We start from the raw sequence: 19,416 nt of genomic DNA, 5'->3' as shown, positions 1-19,416 counted from the left end.
CTAGAAAAACGAACGAACGTTTGGAAAATCGGCGTTTTTCTATATGAGGTGAAAACTATGGCGACAGATTTAAACAATTATAATGACGATGCCATTCAGGTGCTCGAAGGACTCGAAGCCGTCCGGAAGCGCCCAGGTATGTATATCGGATCGACCGATCATCGTGGACTCCATCACTTGGTGTATGAGATCGTCGATAACGCAATCGATGAAGCCCTTGCCGGGTTCGGGGAACAGATCGATGTCACGATCCATAAAGATAACGCCATCACGGTCCGTGACCACGGGCGCGGGATGCCGACCGGAATGCATGCGTCGGGGAAACCGACGGCAGAGGTCATCTTCACCGTCCTCCACGCCGGTGGGAAATTCGGTCAAGGCGGTTATAAGACGTCTGGTGGACTGCATGGTGTCGGTGCCTCCGTCGTCAATGCCTTATCAACAGACTTGAAGGTGACGATTTATCGTGACGGCAAACAGTTTGAACAGACGTTCGAACATGGTGGAATTCCGAAAACGACCTTGCTCGAGACAGGAACGACGCGACAAAAAGGGACAGCGGTTTACTTTAAGCCGGATGCGAAAATTTTCAGTACGTTGACATACAATTATGAAACGCTCGCTGAACGTCTTCGTGAATCCGCTTTCCTCTTAAAAGGCTTGAAAATCACCTTGACGGACGAACGGTCCGACAAGGCAGATGTCTTCCAATATGAAGAAGGGGTCAGTGAATTCGTCGGTTATTTGAACGACGATAAAGATGTCTTGCATCCGACAGTCGCATTTGAAGGCGTCGAAAACGAAATCGAAGTCGATATCGCGTTCCAATTCACGGATGCCTACTCGGAAAACGTCTTGTCGTTCGTCAATAACGTCCGGACACGCGACGGCGGAACCCATGAAGTCGGTTCGAAAACGGCAATGACCCGCGTCATGAACGAATACGCCCGTAAAAATAGTTTATTAAAAGAAAAAGATAAGAATCTCGACGGCAATGATATCCGGGAAGGCTTGACGATGATCGTCTCGATTCGGATTCCGGAAGAATTTCTCCAATTCGAGGGACAAACGAAGTCAAAACTCGGTTCTCCTGAAGCGCGGACGAGTTGTGACGCCGTCATCAGCCGTCGTCTGTCGACGTACCTGGAAGAAAACCCGCAAACGGCGACTTTGCTCATCAAAAAAGCCATCCGTGCGGCCCAAGCCCGCGAAGCAGCCCGCAAAGCACGGGAAGAGGCGCGGAACGGCAAGAAAAAGAAACGTTCCAGCATCTTAAATGGTAAATTGACACCGGCCGCTTCGAAAAACGCCGACAAAAATGAATTGTTCCTCGTCGAGGGAGATTCTGCCGGCGGTTCGGCGAAACAAGGTCGCAACCGGACGTTCCAAGCGATTTTGCCACTGCGCGGGAAAGTCCTGAATACGGAAAAAGCGAAACTCGCGGACATCATGAAAAACGAAGAAATCAACATGATCATCCATGCGATCGGAGCCGGAGTCGGGGCAGATTTCGACTTGTCCGACTGTAATTTCGATAAGGTCATCATCATGACCGATGCCGATACCGATGGCGCCCACATTCAAGTCCTCCTGCTGACGTTCTTCTTCCGTTACATGCGTCCGTTGATTGACGCCGGAAAAGTCTTCGTCGCCTTACCGCCGCTGTACCGCGTCTCGAAAGGCAAGGGGAAAACGGAGAAATTCGAGTACGTCTGGGATGAGGATACACTCGCAAAAACAACGAAAAAGTACGGCAAAGGCTATATGATCCAACGTTATAAAGGACTGGGTGAGATGAACGCACCACAACTCTGGGAAACGACGATGGATCCCGAGACCCGGACATTGATTCGCGTCACGATTGACGACGCCGCCGTTGCTGAAAAACGTGTTTCCGTCTTGATGGGCGATAACGTCGGCCACCGCCGGTCATGGATTGAAGATAATGTCGCATTCGGACTCGCGGAAGACCTTTCAATCATCGAAAATGAACACGTGACGAAAGCGAGTGTGACAAAGCATGTCTAATTTACAAAACATCTTAAATTTATCACTCGAACAGGTCGTCGGTGACCGGTTCGGTCGTTATTCGAAATACATCATCCAGGACCGGGCCTTGCCAGACGCGCGTGACGGGCTTAAACCCGTCCAGCGGCGTATTCTCTATGCGATGCATACGGAAGGAAACCTGTATGACCGCGCGTACCGGAAGTCTGCCAAGACGGTCGGGGTCGTCATCGGGAACTACCACCCTCACGGTGACTCGTCCGTCTACGAGGCGATGGTCCGCTTGAGCCAGGAGTGGAAGTTACGGTATCCGCTCGTCGACATGCAAGGGAATAATGGTTCGATTGACGGCGATAGCGCTGCCGCAATGCGGTATACGGAAGCACGCCTGTCGAAAGTCTCGAGTTTGATACTAGACGGGATCAATAAACAGACGGTCGATTACACACTCAACTTCGATGATACGACGGAAGAACCACTCGTCTTACCCTCGTTATTACCGAACTTGTTGATGAATGGCTCGACCGGGATTTCTGCCGGATACGCAACGGAAATTCCACCGCACCACGCGGGCGAAGTCCTCGACGCGGCAATCGGTCGCATCTCAGGCACGGTCAAAGACGTCAACGACTTACTGACACACATGCAAGGACCTGATTTCCCGACTGGTGGCGTCGTGCAAGGGCTCGACGGGATCAAAAAAGCATTCGAAACGGGGCGTGGGAAGGTCATCATCCGGTCGCGGGCGACCATCGAGACGCTCCGCGGGGGACGTCAGCAAATCGTCATCACGGAATTACCGTATGAAGTCAATAAAGCAAATCTCGTTAAACGGATGGAGGAATTACGCCTCGATCGAAAAGTCGAAGGAGTGGCTGAAGTCCGCGATGAAACGGACCGCGACGGACTGCGGGTCGTCATCGAACTGAAAAAAGAGGCTGATGCAGAGGGGATTTTACATTTTTACCTCAAGCAAACCGACCTCCAAGTCGCCTATAACTACAATATGGTTGCCATCCACGAGCGGACTCCCCGTCAAATGGGTGTCCTTGCCTTACTGGATGCTTATTTAAGTCACGTCAAGGAAGTCGTCATCCGCCGGACAACGTTTGATCTCGATCAAGCGAAACGCCGTCAAGAAGTCGTTTCTGCCTTGATGACCGCGATTTCTGTCCTCGATGAGACACTCCGCCTGATTCGGGCTGCGACGAACAAAGCGGAAGCAAAAGAGAACCTGATTGAACGGTTCTCTTTCTCGGACCGACAAGCGGAAGCTGTCGTCATGCTCCAACTGTATCGCCTGACGAATACAGACATCGTCGAATTGCAAGAAGAGGCAGAAAAACTCGAGAAGGAAGTCACGCGTCTCGAGAAGATTCTGAACGATGAAAAAACACGGAATCGCCTCATCATCAAAGAATTGAGCATCTTAAAGGATCAGGTCGCGGATGAACGCCGTTCGACGGTCGAAGCTGAAGTCGAAGAACTGAAGCTGAAGACAGAAGTCATGATCGCCGTCGAAGAAACGATGGTCTTCATGTCGAAAAATGGCTACATCAAACGTTCGTCACTCCGTTCATTCGGTGCATCGAACGACCTTCCGGAGATTAAGGAACAAGATCGTCTGCTCTATCAAGGGCAAGCGATGACGACGGATCACGTCATCGTCTGGACGACACGCGGGAATTACCTATTGATTCCCGTTCACCAACTTCCAGACACGAAATGGAAGGATGGTGGGCAACATGTCGCGAATCTCGTGCCACTCGAGCCCGGCGATCGTGTCCTCTCGATTGATCTCGTCCGGACGTTCGACGAAACAGCACACTGTCTGTTCGTGACACGTCAAGGGATGGTCAAACGGTCGAAGTTGAGTGATTACAATGCCCAGCGGAAATCGAAGCCACTGCAAGGCGTCCGCTTAAAAGCGGATGACGAGGTCCTCTATGCTGCCGTCTCGACTGGCGAAAAACAACTGTTCCTCGCGACACAAAATGGCTTCGGTCTTTGGTTCACGGAAGATGACGTGCCAGTCGTCGGTGTCCGGGCAGCAGGTGTCAAAGCCATCAACCTGAAGGATGACGATGTTGTAGCAGGGGCAATCGCCTTTACGCAAGCACCAAACATCGTCTTATTGACACAGCGGGGTGCCTTGAAGAAGATGCGACTCGCCGATCAGTTCCAGGTCACGAATCGTGCCTTACGTGGTCAACAATTGTTGCGTGATTTAAAATCAAAACCGCATCAGGTAGCGGCACTCCTTGATGTAACGAATCAAAAAGAACTTGTTTTGATCGGAAAAGAACAAGAAAAATCAATTCAAATCGGTTCCTTGTCTTATCTTGATCGCTTATCGAACGGTTCATTTGCTTATGATGAAGAAAAATTCGGTCCACTCGTCGACTGGTATACCGTTTGATGGTCAGACGTCCCTCACGATTAAGTAGGGGGCGTCTTTTTTTGTCGATGAATTCGCGAAAAAATCAGTTTTTTTGTATTTTTTTTGATTATTTCTATAAAATCTTAACGAATCTTTAGTATACAAATTGAAACAATGACCAATAACCGCTACAATAAAAGAAAATGGTCAGGTCAAGCATGTCACATTAGATGCGAAGCGGTTCGAAGCGTAGCTTATATGTATTTCTCAAGCAGCTACGGACCCGTCCTCAGCTGCTTTTGTGCCATCTGCCTAACTGGAGAGGTGATGAAGATGAAATTCAGACGACGCGAAAAAGTAGCAATCTATATCACACGGGAACAACCAGAGGGATGGGAACTACTTGTTTTTCATCCACAATCAGCTCCAGATAGTGACTGGCAGATTCCTGCTGGGACAATTGAAGACGCAGAAATCGCCAAGGAAGCAGCTGTCCGCGAGACGTTAGAAGAAAGCGGTCTATCGCTTGCGACCGTTCAATACGTTGGTGAAGAAGAGATGCGTTATCCGGAGCGGATGCGTGTCCATTACACATATTTCTATCATGCGCACATCGAATGTCAAGAAAACAGATGGACGCATTGTGTTGCGGGTGACGGTCAAGATTGCGGTGATTTTTTCCATTTCGCTTGGTTGCCGCTTGAACGCATCACACAGCTCGAACGCCGGCATCATATTTTCCTTGATCGGCTCATTCATCGGTTGGAACGTAACCAACCGTATGATTGTCGCAAACACGGCTAATGTCGTGTTTTTTTGTTTTGTCTCACTATATTGAGTTTACTTTATTTATGAGACGTAAATTATTTACTATTGATAATATATGTTATGTTAACTAGAAAGAAAAAATAATTTTTTTATATCCCCGCTCATTAAAAATAGTCAGTTTGTCCCTTTGTTTTTTTAATCACTCCTGTTACTCTAATAGCAGTAACAATTCAATTGTTACCTTATATTCGGTAACATTAATCTTGTAACCGTACTTCTGGTAACAAAGGAGGAATTTGATGCAAGCCGTCGCCATTTCATTTGACGTCAAAAACTCACGTGCATATCCACGTAAGGAAGAATTATTGCAGACGCTTCGGACATTGGCTGAGCAATTGAATAAACGTTTCCCGGAGGCCCTCGTGCCATTTCAAATCAAGTCTGGTGACAGTTTGCTTGGTGTCTTTCAAAGTTATCCAATCTGTTATCCCGTTTTACTCGAGCTCGTCAATAGTCCACTTGACGGTTACATCGGCATCGGATTTGGTCAATATGAGACGCTTTCGACGACTGAAGCAGACGAAGCGAACGGCAGTGCCATCATTTGTGCGTTCGCAGCACAAGAGGCCGCTAAAAAAGTCGACAACCAAATCGTTTTCGCTGGCCCGCCTTATTTTCCGGCCGCATTACTGACCGGGTATATTGAGATGCTGTATCCCGCTTATTTCGGGAAAACGGATCGTCAAACCGAGCTCCACCTGCTGATGGACCGTTTCCCGGATGCGACATATGAAGAAATTGGATTAAAAATGGGCTTTCAAGAAAAAGATGCTCGGATTAATGTTGCGAAACTTGTGGCCCGGTCACACCGTAAACAACGGAAGCAACTCGAAGCAGCATTTTTGCATGCACTCGAGCAACTACAAGTTTGGGAGGCGATCGGATGAATCTGCTGTTAAGCCTCCTGATTGCCCATCTCGCGGCCGATTTCCCGCTTCAAGGCAAACGGATGGCTGAGCAAAAGCATCGTCAGTTTCGGCCCCTGCTCGTCCATCTCGGGGTACATAGTCTCTGTACAGCGAGTGTCTTAAGTTATTTTTACTTGACTGGGCAAATTATGTTCTCAAGTACTTTCTACTTATTCAGTGTGATTATCGTATCCCACGCCGTCATTGACCGCTCGCAACTCAAGCGGATCATCAAACCGGCGTCAGCTTTTTGGTTGGATCAACTGTTACATATCGGCATCATCATCGGACTCGTCGCAGTGATGTTCCCCATCAGTTGGCCGAGTGATATCACCCTCTCCTTCCAAGTCCTCTGGATCATTCTCTGGAGCCTGATTGCGACGGAACTTGTCGGTCGGGGGATTGCCCCCTTACTGCTCCCGTTCGCTCCCCGCTTGATTGAATCCCATTTCGAGCGGAAAGTGACACGAAAAGAGCAATTGAACGGGATCAGCCGTTCTGTCACCCACGAGGTCGAGGATTCAGCACGGAGCTATACGACGGAAATCAATGGGGTCGGTCGCTATATCGGGCTCGTCGAACGGGCAATCATCGTCATTCTTGTTGCGGTCAATGCCGTTGGGGCGATCGGCTTTGTCATCGCCCTCAAAGCACTGGCACGGTTTAAACAGTTTGAAGACCGCCGCTTTGCGGAATATTATATCATCGGTAGTTTACTCAGCATTTTAAGCGCCCTCCTCTGCGGGCTCGCGATTCAATTGGTTTTATAACGAAAGAGAGAGACAGAAAGTGAGGTGAGACGGTCTCCCTGCAGAACACGGGAACCGTTGAACAGTATGAAAACGATTGGATTAGTCAGACATCACCGCGTCACGGAAGGATATCCGACGAAAGGCTGGATCAGTGCTTCCGACATCGAAGCCTGGATTGAACGGTATGACAGTTCGGCAATCGACGTCAAACCGGTCGAACTCGGACAGACGGACTGGACGATCTGTTATGCGAGCAGCATGCCACGGGCCATCCAGACAGCAAAAAGTGTCTATGAGGAGGACATCATCGTGACCGACCTCTTACGAGAAGTTCCATTCCCGACGATCAATTCACGGATTCGTCTGCCTTTCCTCGCCTGGGCGATCATCGGTCGGCTCGTCGCCCCGTTCAGCAAACGAATTCAAGCACAGATTAAGGACGCCAATCAACGGATTGAAGTGTTATTGAATCAACTGGCGTTTGAGAACGATGAACGGGTTCTTCTCGTCGGCCATGGCGGGATGATGATCTTAATGCGGACAGCGTTGAAAAAACGTGGCTACACCGGTCCCCGCTTCCGGCATCCGCGTAACGGCATGTTGTATCAGTTCGAGAAAAGCGAGGTCCGACGATGAAATGGGCCTCCACCATCCTGCTGCTTCTCGGATTGATTGTCATCTTCTATATGACACGCGAGGACGAGGCGCAACGGACGGACGACACACGCTCGGAAGTGACCGTTTACGGCTTCGATGTCGGCCAAGGCGATAGCACATTCATCCAAACGAAGACGGATGCGATTTTGATTGATGGTGGTAATAACGGAAAAGGAGACGATGTCGTCCGCTACTTACGAGCGCTCGGCGTCACGCGTCTCACTGCCCTGATTGCGACACATCCGGATGCAGACCATATCGGCGGTCTCGACACCGTCCTTGAAGAACTTGACGTCGAGCGCGTATACGCGCCGCGTGTCAACCATACGACAGAGACATACCGCGATTTTTTACTCGCCGTTAAAGAAGAGGGTGTGACGATCAAAACAGCGAAAGCCGGCGTCACGATTCCGAGCGAATCGGTCGAGCTCGAAATCATCGCCCCTGTCACGGACGGGACAAGTGACTTAAACAGTTGGAGTGCCGTCCTCCGCATGACAAACAAAGACAACACGTTCCTCTTCATGGGGGACGCGCCGATTCGGACGGAGCAACAATTACTAAAAGCAGGACTCGACGTTAAGGCAGATGTCTTAAAAATTGGTCACCACGGTGCGGATACCTCTTCGTCGATCCCGTTTCTTCAAGCCGTCCATCCGACCCGTGCCTTGATTTCAGTAGGAGAAGGTAATTCGTATCGACACCCGCGACCGACTGTCATGAATGCACTGGCGGCAGAAGGCATCACGATTGACCGGACTGACCGGATGGGCACGATTGAATATACATCGGACGGAACGGCGATCACGGTCAAAAGCCGAAAAGATTTAAGACCAAACTAAGGAGGCAGGACGATGAAGATGACAGTCACCGCATTCGAGGACGACCTTGCGTTGTGTGAGACTGAAGCCCGTGAAACCATCACGGTACCACGTCGGCGATTGCCGGTTGCAGCCACAATCGGTGACCGACTGGAATGGCAAGGACGCTCAATCCGAATCTTGCGGACGGAAACGGCAAATCGCCGCCGGGAAGTCGAACAGTTAATGGATGAATTATTCGAAGATTGATCTTTTGAGTGGACACAATCCAGTGTCGACTCTTTTTTTGATGATGGGATTATTTTGAAGAAATCACCCGAATCACTAGCGATTTTGTCTGAATTTTCGTACACTTTATGATGAAGAAGAAATCAAGGAGGAGTTAACTATGTTCCAACAACTACGTACGTCCTTAAAACAATCGGTCCTCGGACAAGAGCAGGTCATCGATCATCTGTTGATCGGCTTACTTGCCGAAGGACATATTTTACTTGAAGACCGCCCAGGTACCGGCAAGACGACGCTTGCGAAATCGTTAGCCCATTCACTCGACGCCAAGTTCTCCCGTGTCCAGTGTACAGCCGATACGTTACCGACCGATTTGCTCGGAATGGAGCTGTTCAACCCGCTCACGGGATCGTTCGAACAACGGTTTGGTCCTCTGTTCGCGAATATCGTACTCGTCGATGAAATCAATCGGACGACGCCCCGGACGCAGTCCGCATTGCTCGAAGCGATGGCTGAAGCGCAGGTGACGATCGGCGATACCTCATATACGTTACCGCAACATTTTTTCGTCATCGCCACCCAAAATCCGTTCGACGGACACGGGACGTTCCCACTGCCGCAAGCGCAACTTGATCGCTTTTTATTTAAGCTTTCGTTTTCCCCGCTTAACCGCGCAGCAGAAAAAGCGTTATTACGGGGAGCGCACCTCGAGTCAATGAATCTGCATCTCCCACTCGAACAGTTAAACGCGTGGAAACAAGAAGTCGCTGCCGTGACGATTGAGGAAGCGGTCGAGGATTATCTCCTTGACGTCTGTGATGCGCTCCGTGCCCATCGTGACGTTGAGATTGGACCAAGTCCGCGAGCCACCCTCGCTTTGCTGAAAGCCGCCAAAGCACGGGCCTGGATGCAGGAACGGACGTATGTCACGCCGGAAGACGTCAAACGGTTAGCGGAGCCCCTTCTTGCGCACAGGCTCGTCTTGACACTCGAAGCGACCTTGAAGATGACGAATGAACGACTCGTCAAACAAACCCTCGAATCCTTGACTGTACCGACTGAGGTGTAACCATGCAATTGATTACACCGAGAGCCTTTCATCCCGTCTTCTTATTCCTTGTCGGGGTCACCGGTCTATTTAGTGCGCTATACGGTTCCTTACTGCTTGCGGGCATTCTTGCCGCCTATGTCTTGTACGGCTGGTACATGCCGATGTATCTCGAGTACATGGGCCGCCGGATCAATGTCGAGTTGCTTGAGACGATGCGTGCGTTCCGGGACGATTCCTTCGCCATCCCCTTCACACTCGAAAACCCGACAAAATTTCCGCTTGGGAAAGTGACCATTTCCGGATTGCTTGGGGAACAAGTCCGGATCGACGGCGCCGGTAGTCAATTTTGGCGCCATCACCTCCTCGTCGGTAAAAATGAAATCGTCCCGTTTGAAATCGAAGTCATCGCTGCGCACCGCGGAACGATTCGGATTCAGTCGTTTGACCTGATGATTTCTGACCCGTTTCATACAGTAACGTTGTATGTGACGTTACCGATTCAACAACTCGGTTACGTCTTCCCTGACTTCGCCCCTGCTTCCGTCGAATGGAACGAACGGCAAATGCCAGGCGAGACGCTCGACCGCTCAAGTCCCTTTACGGACCGATCAAGTTTTCATTCCGTCATTCCGTACGCCGGGGATGCTAAAACCATCTATTGGTCTGCCTATGCTAAGACAGGTGAGCTGTATTCCTATCAATATGACCGGATGCGGAACCACGATTATGCCATCATCATCGATGGTCTATCGAGTAACGGTCTGTCTTTACGGAGTGATTTCGAGAAACTTTTGTCGCGGGCAGCAACGATCATCCGTGAGCTCGAACAGCAAGAGGCTTCATACAGCTTATGGATTTCGATGGTCAACCGTGAGGGGCAATGGTATCACGTCCCGTCCGGTCGGGGGAAAGAACAATTTTTACGGACGATGGAGTGCCTCGCCCGGATTTCGGAGTACGACTTACCCTTTGAGCGTCGCTACTTCACGAAGCGCCTTAAACGAGTCGTTCCGTCTACGACCGCGGAAATCCATCTTGGTCATCGGCAGAAATGGGTGAGCGCATGATGTTTGTTTGGTGGTTACTCGTCATCAGTCTATTGCAGACCTCTTTACTTTTCTTGCTTGTTTTCCCGGTCTTCGCTTTGATTCCTGTCCGTAAAATCCGCATCAGTTTACAACTTCTGACTGCTTGCATAATCTTTTATTTTTCACCGGTCGCAAGTATTCTTTTGTTACTCGCGACAGCGCTTGCTGCCGTTCTCGAGACGATTGATTTCGAATACCGCTTCGCGCTGACCGGTGCTGGTTTCGTCGGGATCAGTTTGTTGTATCCGGGATTGACGCCTTCACCCGGTGCCTATTTGTTACTAACGCTTTTGTTTCTGATTCCTTTTTTGAAACAACACCTCGTCGAGTGGCGCCGAATTTTCTTAAGTCTTTCGCTTGCGCTGAGTGTAAGTTTCTTGCTCGTCTTTCTCATTCGCCTCGTCAAGGAGACATTCTTCGGCTCCGTCGCGAATTTGATGCGCCCGGCGCTCGAAGCCTTCGGGTCGCTCTTCACTTGGACGATACCGCTTGCTGAACTGATTGATAAAAAGACACAAACGGGTGCTGACTTCAGTGAAGTAAAACCGATCGAATCGGTCAAACAAGCGACGATGAGCTCAGGCACACTCGAATTCTTGAACCTGTTCGGTCTTCTCCTCGCTTTAGTCATTGTCATCGTGACGGTGTACGTCGTCAGAAAACGTCGTGTTGTTACAGCGGAATACGAAGAGGCAATCCGCCCTCCCGCTAAAGTGCGGCAGGCTGCGGTCAAAAAACAAAGTCATCATCCGCTGCTCAAAATCGCCTCCCAACTCGAACACGCATTTCCGCGGAAACGGGATGAGACGACATACGAGTGGCTCGAACGGATCGAGTTCCCGGAAGTCGAACGCAATACCCGGCTGATTGATGGGATTGAGTTTAGTCAGAGCGAGCCCGCTTACGACTTACACGTTTTCCGCCAACAAGTCCGCCAACGCATCGAACGATAAAAAAATCTCCATCTCTGCGAAAGAGATTGGAGATTTTTCATTTAGACGAATCAATTTTAGACGCTTTCCGTGCGATGACGACAATAAAAACGATCGCGCCGACGGGAATCAACAGTGGCATCCAGTCGAGGATATACTGTGTGTTCATCGTATCCCCCCTCATTTGCATAGACTATAAGCGTAGCATATTCCAAATAGCGGTCCGATGCAAGTTTCGTTAAATCCGCGGCAAGAGCGAATAGACGATCGAGTAATAAAGTAAAATTCCCGTCGAAAGAGCATAAATCCCAAGAATCACCGGTGTATGTCGCGGGCGTCCGTGTCGTTTTAAGAGACGAATCGAAAAAACCGTGATGGCTAGTGCGAATAACGGACTAAAACCAAAGATGACGATATCCATCGATTCCAATAGGTCTTCCGTAAATAATAAGTTAAAGGCGAAAATAAATAATAAGTACCACGATATATAGGACAGACAAATGAAGAATAGATACATTAGTCCATCGACCCAGTCGCGTGTACGTCGCTTTTCCATCTGGAGCATATCGTTCCTCCTACATAAGTATCAGATACCCTTAATAGTAGACGGAAAAGTCCCCATAAAATATTCAAATATGAATATCCGACAAAAAACGACAAAAAAGTGTCTCTACGATGTAAAGACACTTTTTCTTCGTTACTTTACGAGTGAATCGTGTTGGTACACTTCGGCTAACTGCAAAACCTTCGCCCGAAACGCGTCACGTCGGACGACCGGTTCGATGATTTCTGCTTGATTGGCGAACTGAATCAACCAAATCATGAATCCTTCCGAGAACAAAGCGCTGACCTTGACTTCGAACCAATTTTCTTCAATCCGGCGGCACCGGATTTCTGTTCCAAACCGGTCGACAACAGTCGGCATGACACTTTCGTGGAATTTCAACGTCAATTGTTCTTCTTCCCCACCATACATGTTGAACATATTACTTAAGTAAGTCGGATCCACCTCGACCGGTCTATCGGTCGGTTCGAACACGCTGCACTGGACGATCCGGTCGACGCGGTACGTCCGAATCTGTTGTAACCGTTCGTCACGTCCAATCAAGTAATAGTTTCCGTTATCGACGATCAAGTGGGCCGGGGTGACCAGATAAAATTCGCCATCGCGCCGTAACTCGAATTTCCGCGTCCGTTCATTAAACTTCCCTTGGTACTGGAAGCTGATGATTTCTTGCTCCGTGATGGCATTTTGAATCGTATCAATCGAAAACGGGATACTGCCTTTTGGTTTTTTGACGGTATGGATGACGGGATTCAATGTTTTTGCGAGCCGTTCACTCGTCAACGACTGAATAGTCCGCACGAGCGCCGTCGTCTCGCTTTCTGAGATGAATTTGGCACTCGCGATCGCATCGACGAGTAGTCGGAGCTGATGGTGCTCAAACCGTCTACTGACGAGGTGATAGGGCGTCGCCAGTCCATTTTTGGTCTCTTCTTTTACGACGTCAAATCCTGACCGTGCCAAGGCATCGATGTCATCCTTAAGTGACTTGCGTGATAATTTTTCAATCAAGCCACGTTTCGATAATTCAACGCTCAACTCTTCAAGCGTCAACGTTGTTTCTTCATCTGATTTTTTTTCAAAAATTTCTCGGACAGCCAGCAGACGATCACGGTTTGATAATTTTTCAATAGTCACAGGACATCCTCATTTCCTATCTTCAAGATATTGGATTATACTTTTGAGTATACCGTAAATGACACATGATATTAACAATAAATTGGAAAAATTTATATCGTTAGGAGAATTTGGATGCATTTAATCACAGAATGGCAAGGTCATTCATTTGATTACCGAGATAGTGGGACCGGTCCAATCATTTTGTTGATTCACGGGACACAATCCGATTACCGGGAAATCTATCATGTCGAACAACTGATTGAAGCGGGCTACCGGGTCATTGTCCCTTCACGTCCTGGATATGGAAAAACTCCGCTACGGGTAGCGGAGTCTCCTGACCAACTAGCGGCATTTTATAAAGGCTGGATGCACTCACGGGGATTTACGTCCTATACCGTTTACGGCATTTCTGCAGGTGGACCGACTGCACTCGCACTCGCAAGCCGAAATCCAGCCGTCGATTCGCTTGTCCTCGCGTGTGCGATGTCACATGACCTTTCGCTTCCCTATAAGACGGTATTGGTTCAGCCGCTGATGCAGCGTCCCCTTCACTTTATCCAGTGGGTGCTTTGGAACTATGTTAAAGATAAACTTAAAAAATTTCCACAGGAAGCCGCTGTCCGCATGGTCGAGATGACAAGTCTTTTACAACGAAACGACATCCGCGCTCAGTTGACGCCGGAAGACGAGCAACTCCTTTATGCGGTCGGTCTTCAAAATGGACCGGGACGCGGCGTCTTATTTGATATCACACAGCAACTCGAGCAGCAAACACTTCGGGCGATTACCTGCCCCGTGTTGATCGTTCATTCGAAAGCAGACCGCGCCGTTCCTTTTGAGCATGCCGTCTATACACAACGGATGATTCCCCATGCCCAGTTCATCGAATCGAAAAGTCCTGGCCACTTGATTTGGATTGGCCCCTCGGCAAGACACGATGAACGAATGATTGAACGGTTCATTCGGTTAAATCACTTGCAGGCGGACATGTAACTTCATCTTTTCGTTCTCTTCAAGGATCGAGATGATGCCGCGTGTCGTCAATTCATCGATTGCCCGTTCTGTCCGTTCTTGATTCAAGCGGGCGCAACGGGCGATTTCTGCGATCCCCATCCGGCACGTCAATTGGTTGGCATTGATTTTTGACGAAGGTTTGGCGACGGACCGTTGCAACAAACGCCAGAAGACGTGCCGGGCGTCATCCGAAAGTGCATAAGCATTCTTTTCGATGACGGGCGGGACGTAACGGATGTCTTCCCGAATCCGTCGAATTAAGTAAAGACTGAGCCATTCTTCGAGTTCTGCTTGAATCCGGAAAAATTCGAACCACCATAATTGCTCAAGCGCCCGATCCTCTTCCCGACTGATTTGCCAACTGGCAGGAATCTCGTCAAATTCTTCGTCGAGCCAATCTTCATAATCCAGTGCCGTCTCGTAAAGGACTTGAGGCGAGATTTGTCCGATCGACTCGCGCGTTTTATAAATATCAAAGCTCATTCGCCGAAAATGTTCGACAGAGGCCGCGACCTGGCTTAAATGAATCAATTTTTTTGTAATCAGGCGTGCAAGACCGTCAAAATCATGATGGATCGCGTATAAGTGTTTCTCTAATGCAATCAAGGTACTTCTTTCCATCCGGCTATTCCTCCTCTGTTCCGATTATGCTGTTAGTCTTTTTCCGCAATCGATGGTTTCAAAACCATCAAACCGAGCAAATCAGTTTATTTCCTTCTCCGGTCTGCCCTACAATGGACAAATAGTGAGAACTAAAGGAGATGGAACGAAGATGTATACGATTTACGGCAGTTCTAGAAAAGGAAACAGTGAGTGGTTGGGTGTGCACGCGCTTGAGGGGATTCCTCACGAGTCGGTCGACCTCGCCAACCTGATGATCCAACCGGTTGAAGACCGGCGGCACCACGGTGGATTTTTACCAATCGGCGATGATTACCGGCGTATCGTCGAACAGATGTTGCAACATGAAGATATCGTCTTCATCACCCCGATTTACTGGTACTCGATGTCGACGAAGATGAAACTTTTTATCGATCGCTTCAGTGAATCCCTTCGAGACGAGGATTTACGCTTTCGGGAGCGGATGCAGGGGAAACGATTCCACTTGATTGCCGTCGGTGGCGATGATCCGAAAGTAAAAGGACAGGCGCTCGTCATGCAGTTCGAACACATCGCTGAATTCCTTGGGGCACGACTCGAAACGGCCATCTTAGCAGAAGGCAACGCACCGGGAGATGTCGCACATGACCAAGAGGCTTTAACAGAAATCGATGCCTTCCGTCAAAAAATGTCAGAGGTTTACGTTTAAGGATTGAACCGTCGGGGAATATTTCGAGTAGTTCAGTTAAGGCAACTATTTGGAGGTGGCGATGATGTTACTGTCGAAAAAACGCAATGCACACAAGTGGAAACGTCTTAAGACACGCAATCATATCGTTCAACTGGAACAACTGTATCAACGTGTGGAACATACAACTGTCGCCGTACGATTAGAGACTCGCTTAGCGCAACACGATAAAATGCAAACATCGAGTTGAAAATAAAAAATTCCCCATACAAAAAAACGGATTTGCAGAAGCAAACCCGTTTTTTTGTGGTTCAATCTTTTTTCAGTTTTACATTTTGGTCAGCAGGTAACGTCGTCGTCGTTTCTTCATCCGCAAGTTTCGGGACGCCGGCACCATAGTCATTCGGTTCATCTGCGACATATGACGCCGCGTATGCTGGATTGATGAGATCTGATTTTGAACCGACGATGACGATATGTCCATGCCGGACTTCGTCTTCTAGGCTCTCCGCGACATCTTTTGTCATCCCGAGCTCAGACAGCTGGGCAATCCGGTCTTTACGATTAGTACGGACAGCTGCCATCAGTGTCTCAAAGAACGATTTTTTCGTGACGCGATAAGGAAGCGTCTGTGTATCGTTTGCAATCCGTTCCGCCAGTTCCTCGTCTTTTGCGAAAATGTAAATCTGTTTATTTGAATACCCGCCTGACTTCAAGCTCGTTACCTCTGCATCAACGGCAGTCATGTCACGGACAATACGTGTTTCAATCATCGCTGTTCATCTCCTTTATATCAGCCGAAATGGCTACTCCGATATAAAGTTATTCCCGAAACATAATGAATAAAACATGGATATTAAAAACTGCTTAAGAAACTTGTCTCAACCGTTCCGGTTTCCGAATTTTCCGAACGACCGTCCAAGCAATCAAAAGGCCGAGGACTACTTGTGGTAGCGTTGTCTCGAGTGTCGGATAAAATCCGATCCAGGTGACGGCAGGCAGCGGCAGCGGATGGACTGGAAGCACTCCTGTCAATTGCAGCGCATGTAAACTCACGCCAAGTATTTTGAACGCCATCGCGTAAATCAGGACCGTCGCGCCTAAAAACAGCTGACGAATCGGGAGGCGGACACCGAAATAGATGACAGCAAGCGAGCCGACACCAATCAAAACAACAGCAAGTAAAATCCCGCCGCCTAATGCGACCGGGGTCATTGCCGGTGCCATACCGACATAAAACAGTAATGTCTCCGCCCCTTCGCGGAAAATCGTCAGGAAACTGACGAGGAAAAGAGACATCCGTGAGACGTCTGTCGCAAGTTGTGTCTGTCTTGAGGCGATGGCCGTTTTCGAATGTAACCAGTGCCCGACGAGTACCATGACGAGGACAGCGACTAGACCGGTCCAGCCTTCAATCTGTTCCCGTCCGACACTTGCGAGTGCCGTCGCAAAAAAGAATTGGATACAGAGAGCGAGAACACCGCTTGCGAGGAGTCCAAGGACGGCTCCGAACCAAATGTGACGTTCTCCCCGAAGCTTGGCTTTTCGTGTTAAGGCGACGAGGGCACTGATGATCAACAACGCCTCAAGCCCTTCGCGGACCATGACGAGCATCGCATCAATGAACGTATAACTCGTCTGTTGCCCAAGCTGTTCAAATGATCTACTCAATTCGTCTAAGGCGGCACGCGTCGATTCACGCGTTTCTCCGTTTAAGCGGGCTACTAACATCGGTACATCCGTTTCGACTTGCGTATAGAGTGCACTATCGCGAGTCCGGACTTCCCCTTCTCCGCTTGGCCACTTAGCGATGAAGGATGTCAACGTCAACTTCGCCTGCTTGATGTCGTCGTTTGTTAAGGCGTCTGTCGCTTGATTCAGTAATGAAACGAGTTCAGCTAAGCCGACACGTTGCGTGGACGCGACGACGTCGCCTGCGACAAACGAGTCGATACTCGTATCAAATTGATCGAGTGCTTCGTTCCATTCTGCTTTGTCAAACGTCTCACGGGCAAGGGCAATCCGAATCGCAGCGAGTGCCATCTCGACTTTTCCGTAATGACCGATGCTTTCTTCACGGACGACTTGTTCACGCGCCGTCCATTCCCGTAGCAAGGTCTGTTCGAGACTCTTCCGTTCAGTTGGATTTGCTTGACGCATCTGTTTCGTCACGTCATGTAACTCAAGCAAACGCGTGCGTGCGGCATCATCTTGCGCGGGTCGTAACGTCTCCTCGAGCTTTCGGACGGCGCCCGACAGAGCCGTCAAGTCGGTACGGATGGTCGTAAATGACGCCTGCTCGTGCTGGCTTAACGTTGCGAGACGCTGTTCGATCAGGGTTTTTTCGTCAGAACCAGTGAGTTGATTGACTTGTTGTTCGAGCGTATCAAGTCGTTCGCGTAACAGCGTTCGATCTTTTGCCTGCACAGCGGAGATCGCTTGCCCGACAGAAACATACAACGCATCCGTTTGGGCATCAGCCGCAGCGAAAGCAGTCGGTAAACTACTAAGTAGAATAAATATCAGCATCAGGATTTTAGGCAAAAAGCGCATCACCGATGTACCCCCCTTTTTGAATACCGCCGAAACAGGCGAACAACGCGCTTCCACGATGAGTGATGTATTCATTCATCCGGTCAGACTGCGCGAGCCGCTTTTGGATCGTGATGAACTGCTCCGGTGACCGCTGGTAGGAGATGAACAACAATCCGGCGTCGAGCGCACCTGTCGTCTCGTTAATGCCATCTTGATAAGAATAGGAGCGACGGAGCAACTGCACCTTCCCTTCGCCATGGGCGACCGCTGTGTGTGAATCAGCCGGAAGTGCCGCTTCCCCCCGCAGCGTCCGCTTCGCCGGCGTGACGGACGCGAACTCGTCTTTTGAACCGAGCGGTGCCCCCGAGGCACGCGCGCGTCCGAAAGTCCGTTCCTGTTCTTTTAGGATCGTCCGGTCCCAGACTTCGAGGTGCATCTGAATCCGGCGGACGACAAGAAACGTTCCGTTCGTCAGCCACGGCGAACCGTCCTGCCATTGATAAAATAACGTGTCGTCCCGTGTCGCTGCTTTTGTCACGTCCGGGTTGCCGGTCCCGTCCTTGAATCCGAACAAGTTGCGTGGTGTCCCACCTGTTGCGTCTGCAACTTTTGAACGTTGAAACCCGGCTTGCGTCCAGCGGATCTTCACGACGCCACGACCAATCCGGGTCAAATTGCGTAAGGCATGAAAGACGACTTGTTGATCGTCTGCACAAATTTGGACAATCAAGTCGCCACCGGACCATTTTGGATCGAGTTGATCGAGATCAAATGTTGGTAATTCCCGTAACAGTGCTGGACGTTTATGTCCGATCCCGAACCGGTCGCCTTCAAATAAACTGTGCCCGCAACCGAACGTGAACGTTAAGTGACTTGCTGATAAACCGTCAGCTTCCCCCGTGTCGTCCGGCGGCACATACGCATTATCCGTTTCACCGAGTGACAAACCGGCTGATAGGCGGGCACAGGCCCGCGTCCAGCGCTTCAGTAAATCGATTAAGTCGTCGCGCCGCTCGGTCTTGACGTCGAAGGCGACGAGTTGAACGTGGTTTTGGACTGGCGTCATGATGCCTGCCTGGTATGTTCCGTAAAACGGGACTTGATCGGATGCGGTCGCCGTCAAGGCACGGGGCAAGAACCGTTCGACCCCACTTGCATACAAGGCAGCGCCGAGTCCGGTCAAGCCGGCGACTTTTAAAACGTCACGCCGGGTGACACCTGCTTCTAATGTTGGTCGTGTCAT

Annotated in this window: 20 protein-coding genes; 14 read left to right on the top strand and 6 right to left on the bottom strand. The window is 49.7% G+C overall.

The genetic code is table 11. The features are described 5' to 3' along the window. The first annotated feature begins 57 nt into the window (after window positions 1–57). From parE to KNQ04_RS12520, 11 genes are all read left to right on the top strand, one after another. A complete protein-coding gene (gene parE, locus KNQ04_RS12570; RefSeq protein WP_214851125.1) occupies window positions 58–2,028 on the top strand; it encodes a DNA topoisomerase IV subunit B in 1,971 nt (656 codons plus the stop codon). Continuing rightward, the gene (gene parC, locus KNQ04_RS12565) at window positions 2,021–4,426 is read left to right on the top strand and encodes a DNA topoisomerase IV subunit A (RefSeq protein WP_214851123.1); all 2,406 of its coding nucleotides are present in this window, start codon (window positions 2,021–2,023) and stop codon (window positions 4,424–4,426) included. Before parE ends, parC begins: the two co-directional genes overlap by 8 nt. A 294-nt stretch (window positions 4,427–4,720) precedes the next feature. Beyond that, window positions 4,721–5,191 carry an NUDIX domain-containing protein gene (locus tag KNQ04_RS12560; RefSeq protein ID WP_251137037.1) on the top strand — a complete coding sequence of 157 codons (471 nt, stop codon included), beginning with the start codon at window positions 4,721–4,723 and terminating at the stop codon, window positions 5,189–5,191. Window positions 5,192–5,454: 263 nt separating this feature from the next. Beyond that, the gene (locus KNQ04_RS12555) at window positions 5,455–6,102 is read left to right on the top strand and encodes a SatD family protein (protein ID WP_214851121.1); all 648 of its coding nucleotides are present in this window, start codon (window positions 5,455–5,457) and stop codon (window positions 6,100–6,102) included. Further along, a complete protein-coding gene (locus KNQ04_RS12550) occupies window positions 6,099–6,893 on the top strand; it encodes a DUF3307 domain-containing protein (RefSeq protein ID WP_214851120.1) in 795 nt (264 codons plus the stop codon). Before KNQ04_RS12555 ends, KNQ04_RS12550 begins: the two co-directional genes overlap by 4 nt. A 66-nt stretch (window positions 6,894–6,959) precedes the next feature. Beyond that, on the top strand, window positions 6,960–7,511 hold the full coding sequence (locus KNQ04_RS12545; RefSeq protein ID WP_214851119.1) for a histidine phosphatase family protein: 552 nt from the start codon (window positions 6,960–6,962) through the stop codon (window positions 7,509–7,511). Further along, the gene (locus KNQ04_RS12540) at window positions 7,508–8,374 is read left to right on the top strand and encodes a ComEC/Rec2 family competence protein (protein ID WP_214851118.1); all 867 of its coding nucleotides are present in this window, start codon (window positions 7,508–7,510) and stop codon (window positions 8,372–8,374) included. Before KNQ04_RS12545 ends, KNQ04_RS12540 begins: the two co-directional genes overlap by 4 nt. Window positions 8,375–8,386: 12 nt before the next feature. Beyond that, entirely contained in the window at window positions 8,387–8,602 is a 216-nt protein-coding gene (locus KNQ04_RS12535) for a DUF3006 domain-containing protein (RefSeq protein WP_214851117.1), read from the top strand. Window positions 8,603–8,741: 139 nt separating this feature from the next. After that, complete coding sequence (locus KNQ04_RS12530; protein WP_214851116.1) at window positions 8,742–9,650, top strand: AAA family ATPase; 909 nt, start codon at window positions 8,742–8,744, stop codon at window positions 9,648–9,650. Window positions 9,651–9,652: 2 nt separating this feature from the next. Further along, the gene (locus KNQ04_RS12525; protein WP_214851115.1) at window positions 9,653–10,699 is read left to right on the top strand and encodes a DUF58 domain-containing protein; all 1,047 of its coding nucleotides are present in this window, start codon (window positions 9,653–9,655) and stop codon (window positions 10,697–10,699) included. Further along, the gene (locus KNQ04_RS12520; protein WP_251137036.1) at window positions 10,696–11,673 is read left to right on the top strand and encodes a hypothetical protein; all 978 of its coding nucleotides are present in this window, start codon (window positions 10,696–10,698) and stop codon (window positions 11,671–11,673) included. The genes KNQ04_RS12525 and KNQ04_RS12520 overlap by 4 nt, the downstream gene beginning before the upstream one ends. Window positions 11,674–11,890: 217 nt before the next feature. Here the strand turns inward: KNQ04_RS12520 and KNQ04_RS12515 are convergent, their stop codons facing one another. Beyond that, complete coding sequence (locus KNQ04_RS12515; protein ID WP_214851113.1) at window positions 11,891–12,217, bottom strand: hypothetical protein; 327 nt, start codon at window positions 12,215–12,217, stop codon at window positions 11,891–11,893. Between the two features lie 132 nt (window positions 12,218–12,349). Next, window positions 12,350–13,354: a helix-turn-helix transcriptional regulator gene (locus KNQ04_RS12510; protein ID WP_214851111.1), complete on the bottom strand. Its 1,005-nt coding sequence runs from the start codon at window positions 13,352–13,354 to the stop codon at window positions 12,350–12,352. Window positions 13,355–13,468: 114 nt separating this feature from the next. Here KNQ04_RS12510 and KNQ04_RS12505 point away from each other — a divergent pair, with 114 nt between their 5' ends. Further along, window positions 13,469–14,329, top strand: a complete 861-nt coding sequence (locus KNQ04_RS12505; protein WP_214851109.1) for an alpha/beta fold hydrolase — start codon at window positions 13,469–13,471, stop codon at window positions 14,327–14,329. On the opposite strand, the gene KNQ04_RS12500 is transcribed toward KNQ04_RS12505, so the two are convergent. Further along, on the bottom strand, window positions 14,303–14,971 hold the full coding sequence (locus tag KNQ04_RS12500) for a hypothetical protein (RefSeq protein ID WP_214851108.1): 669 nt from the start codon (window positions 14,969–14,971) through the stop codon (window positions 14,303–14,305). The two genes, KNQ04_RS12505 and KNQ04_RS12500, sit on opposite strands and share 27 nt — an antisense overlap. A gap of 151 nt (window positions 14,972–15,122) precedes the next feature. Here KNQ04_RS12500 and KNQ04_RS12495 point away from each other — a divergent pair, with 151 nt between their 5' ends. Continuing rightward, complete coding sequence (locus tag KNQ04_RS12495) at window positions 15,123–15,659, top strand: flavodoxin family protein (protein WP_214851107.1); 537 nt, start codon at window positions 15,123–15,125, stop codon at window positions 15,657–15,659. A gap of 64 nt (window positions 15,660–15,723) precedes the next feature. Continuing rightward, entirely contained in the window at window positions 15,724–15,888 is a 165-nt protein-coding gene (locus KNQ04_RS12490; RefSeq protein WP_214851106.1) for a hypothetical protein, read from the top strand. A 61-nt stretch (window positions 15,889–15,949) separates the two neighbouring features. On the opposite strand, the gene KNQ04_RS12485 is transcribed toward KNQ04_RS12490, so the two are convergent. The 3 genes from KNQ04_RS12485 to efeB all read right to left on the bottom strand — a co-directional run bounded on the left by KNQ04_RS12485 (window position 15,950) and on the right by efeB (window position 19,416). Continuing rightward, entirely contained in the window at window positions 15,950–16,411 is a 462-nt protein-coding gene (locus KNQ04_RS12485) for a YflT domain-containing protein (protein ID WP_214851105.1), read from the bottom strand. 94 nt (window positions 16,412–16,505) lie between these two features. Then, entirely contained in the window at window positions 16,506–18,191 is a 1,686-nt protein-coding gene (locus KNQ04_RS12480; RefSeq protein ID WP_214851221.1) for an FTR1 family iron permease, read from the bottom strand. Continuing rightward, window positions 18,175–19,416: an iron uptake transporter deferrochelatase/peroxidase subunit gene (gene efeB, locus KNQ04_RS12475; protein ID WP_214851104.1), complete on the bottom strand. Its 1,242-nt coding sequence runs from the start codon at window positions 19,414–19,416 to the stop codon at window positions 18,175–18,177. Before efeB ends, KNQ04_RS12480 begins: the two co-directional genes overlap by 17 nt.

Origin of the sequence: Exiguobacterium sp. s193 (genome assembly GCF_018618755.1) — a bacterium.
In the GTDB taxonomy this organism is placed as follows: domain Bacteria; phylum Bacillota; class Bacilli; order Exiguobacteriales; family Exiguobacteriaceae; genus Exiguobacterium_A.
Note: the sequence above shows the minus strand (reverse complement) of the source record. Positions and strands in the feature narration are given on the sequence as shown.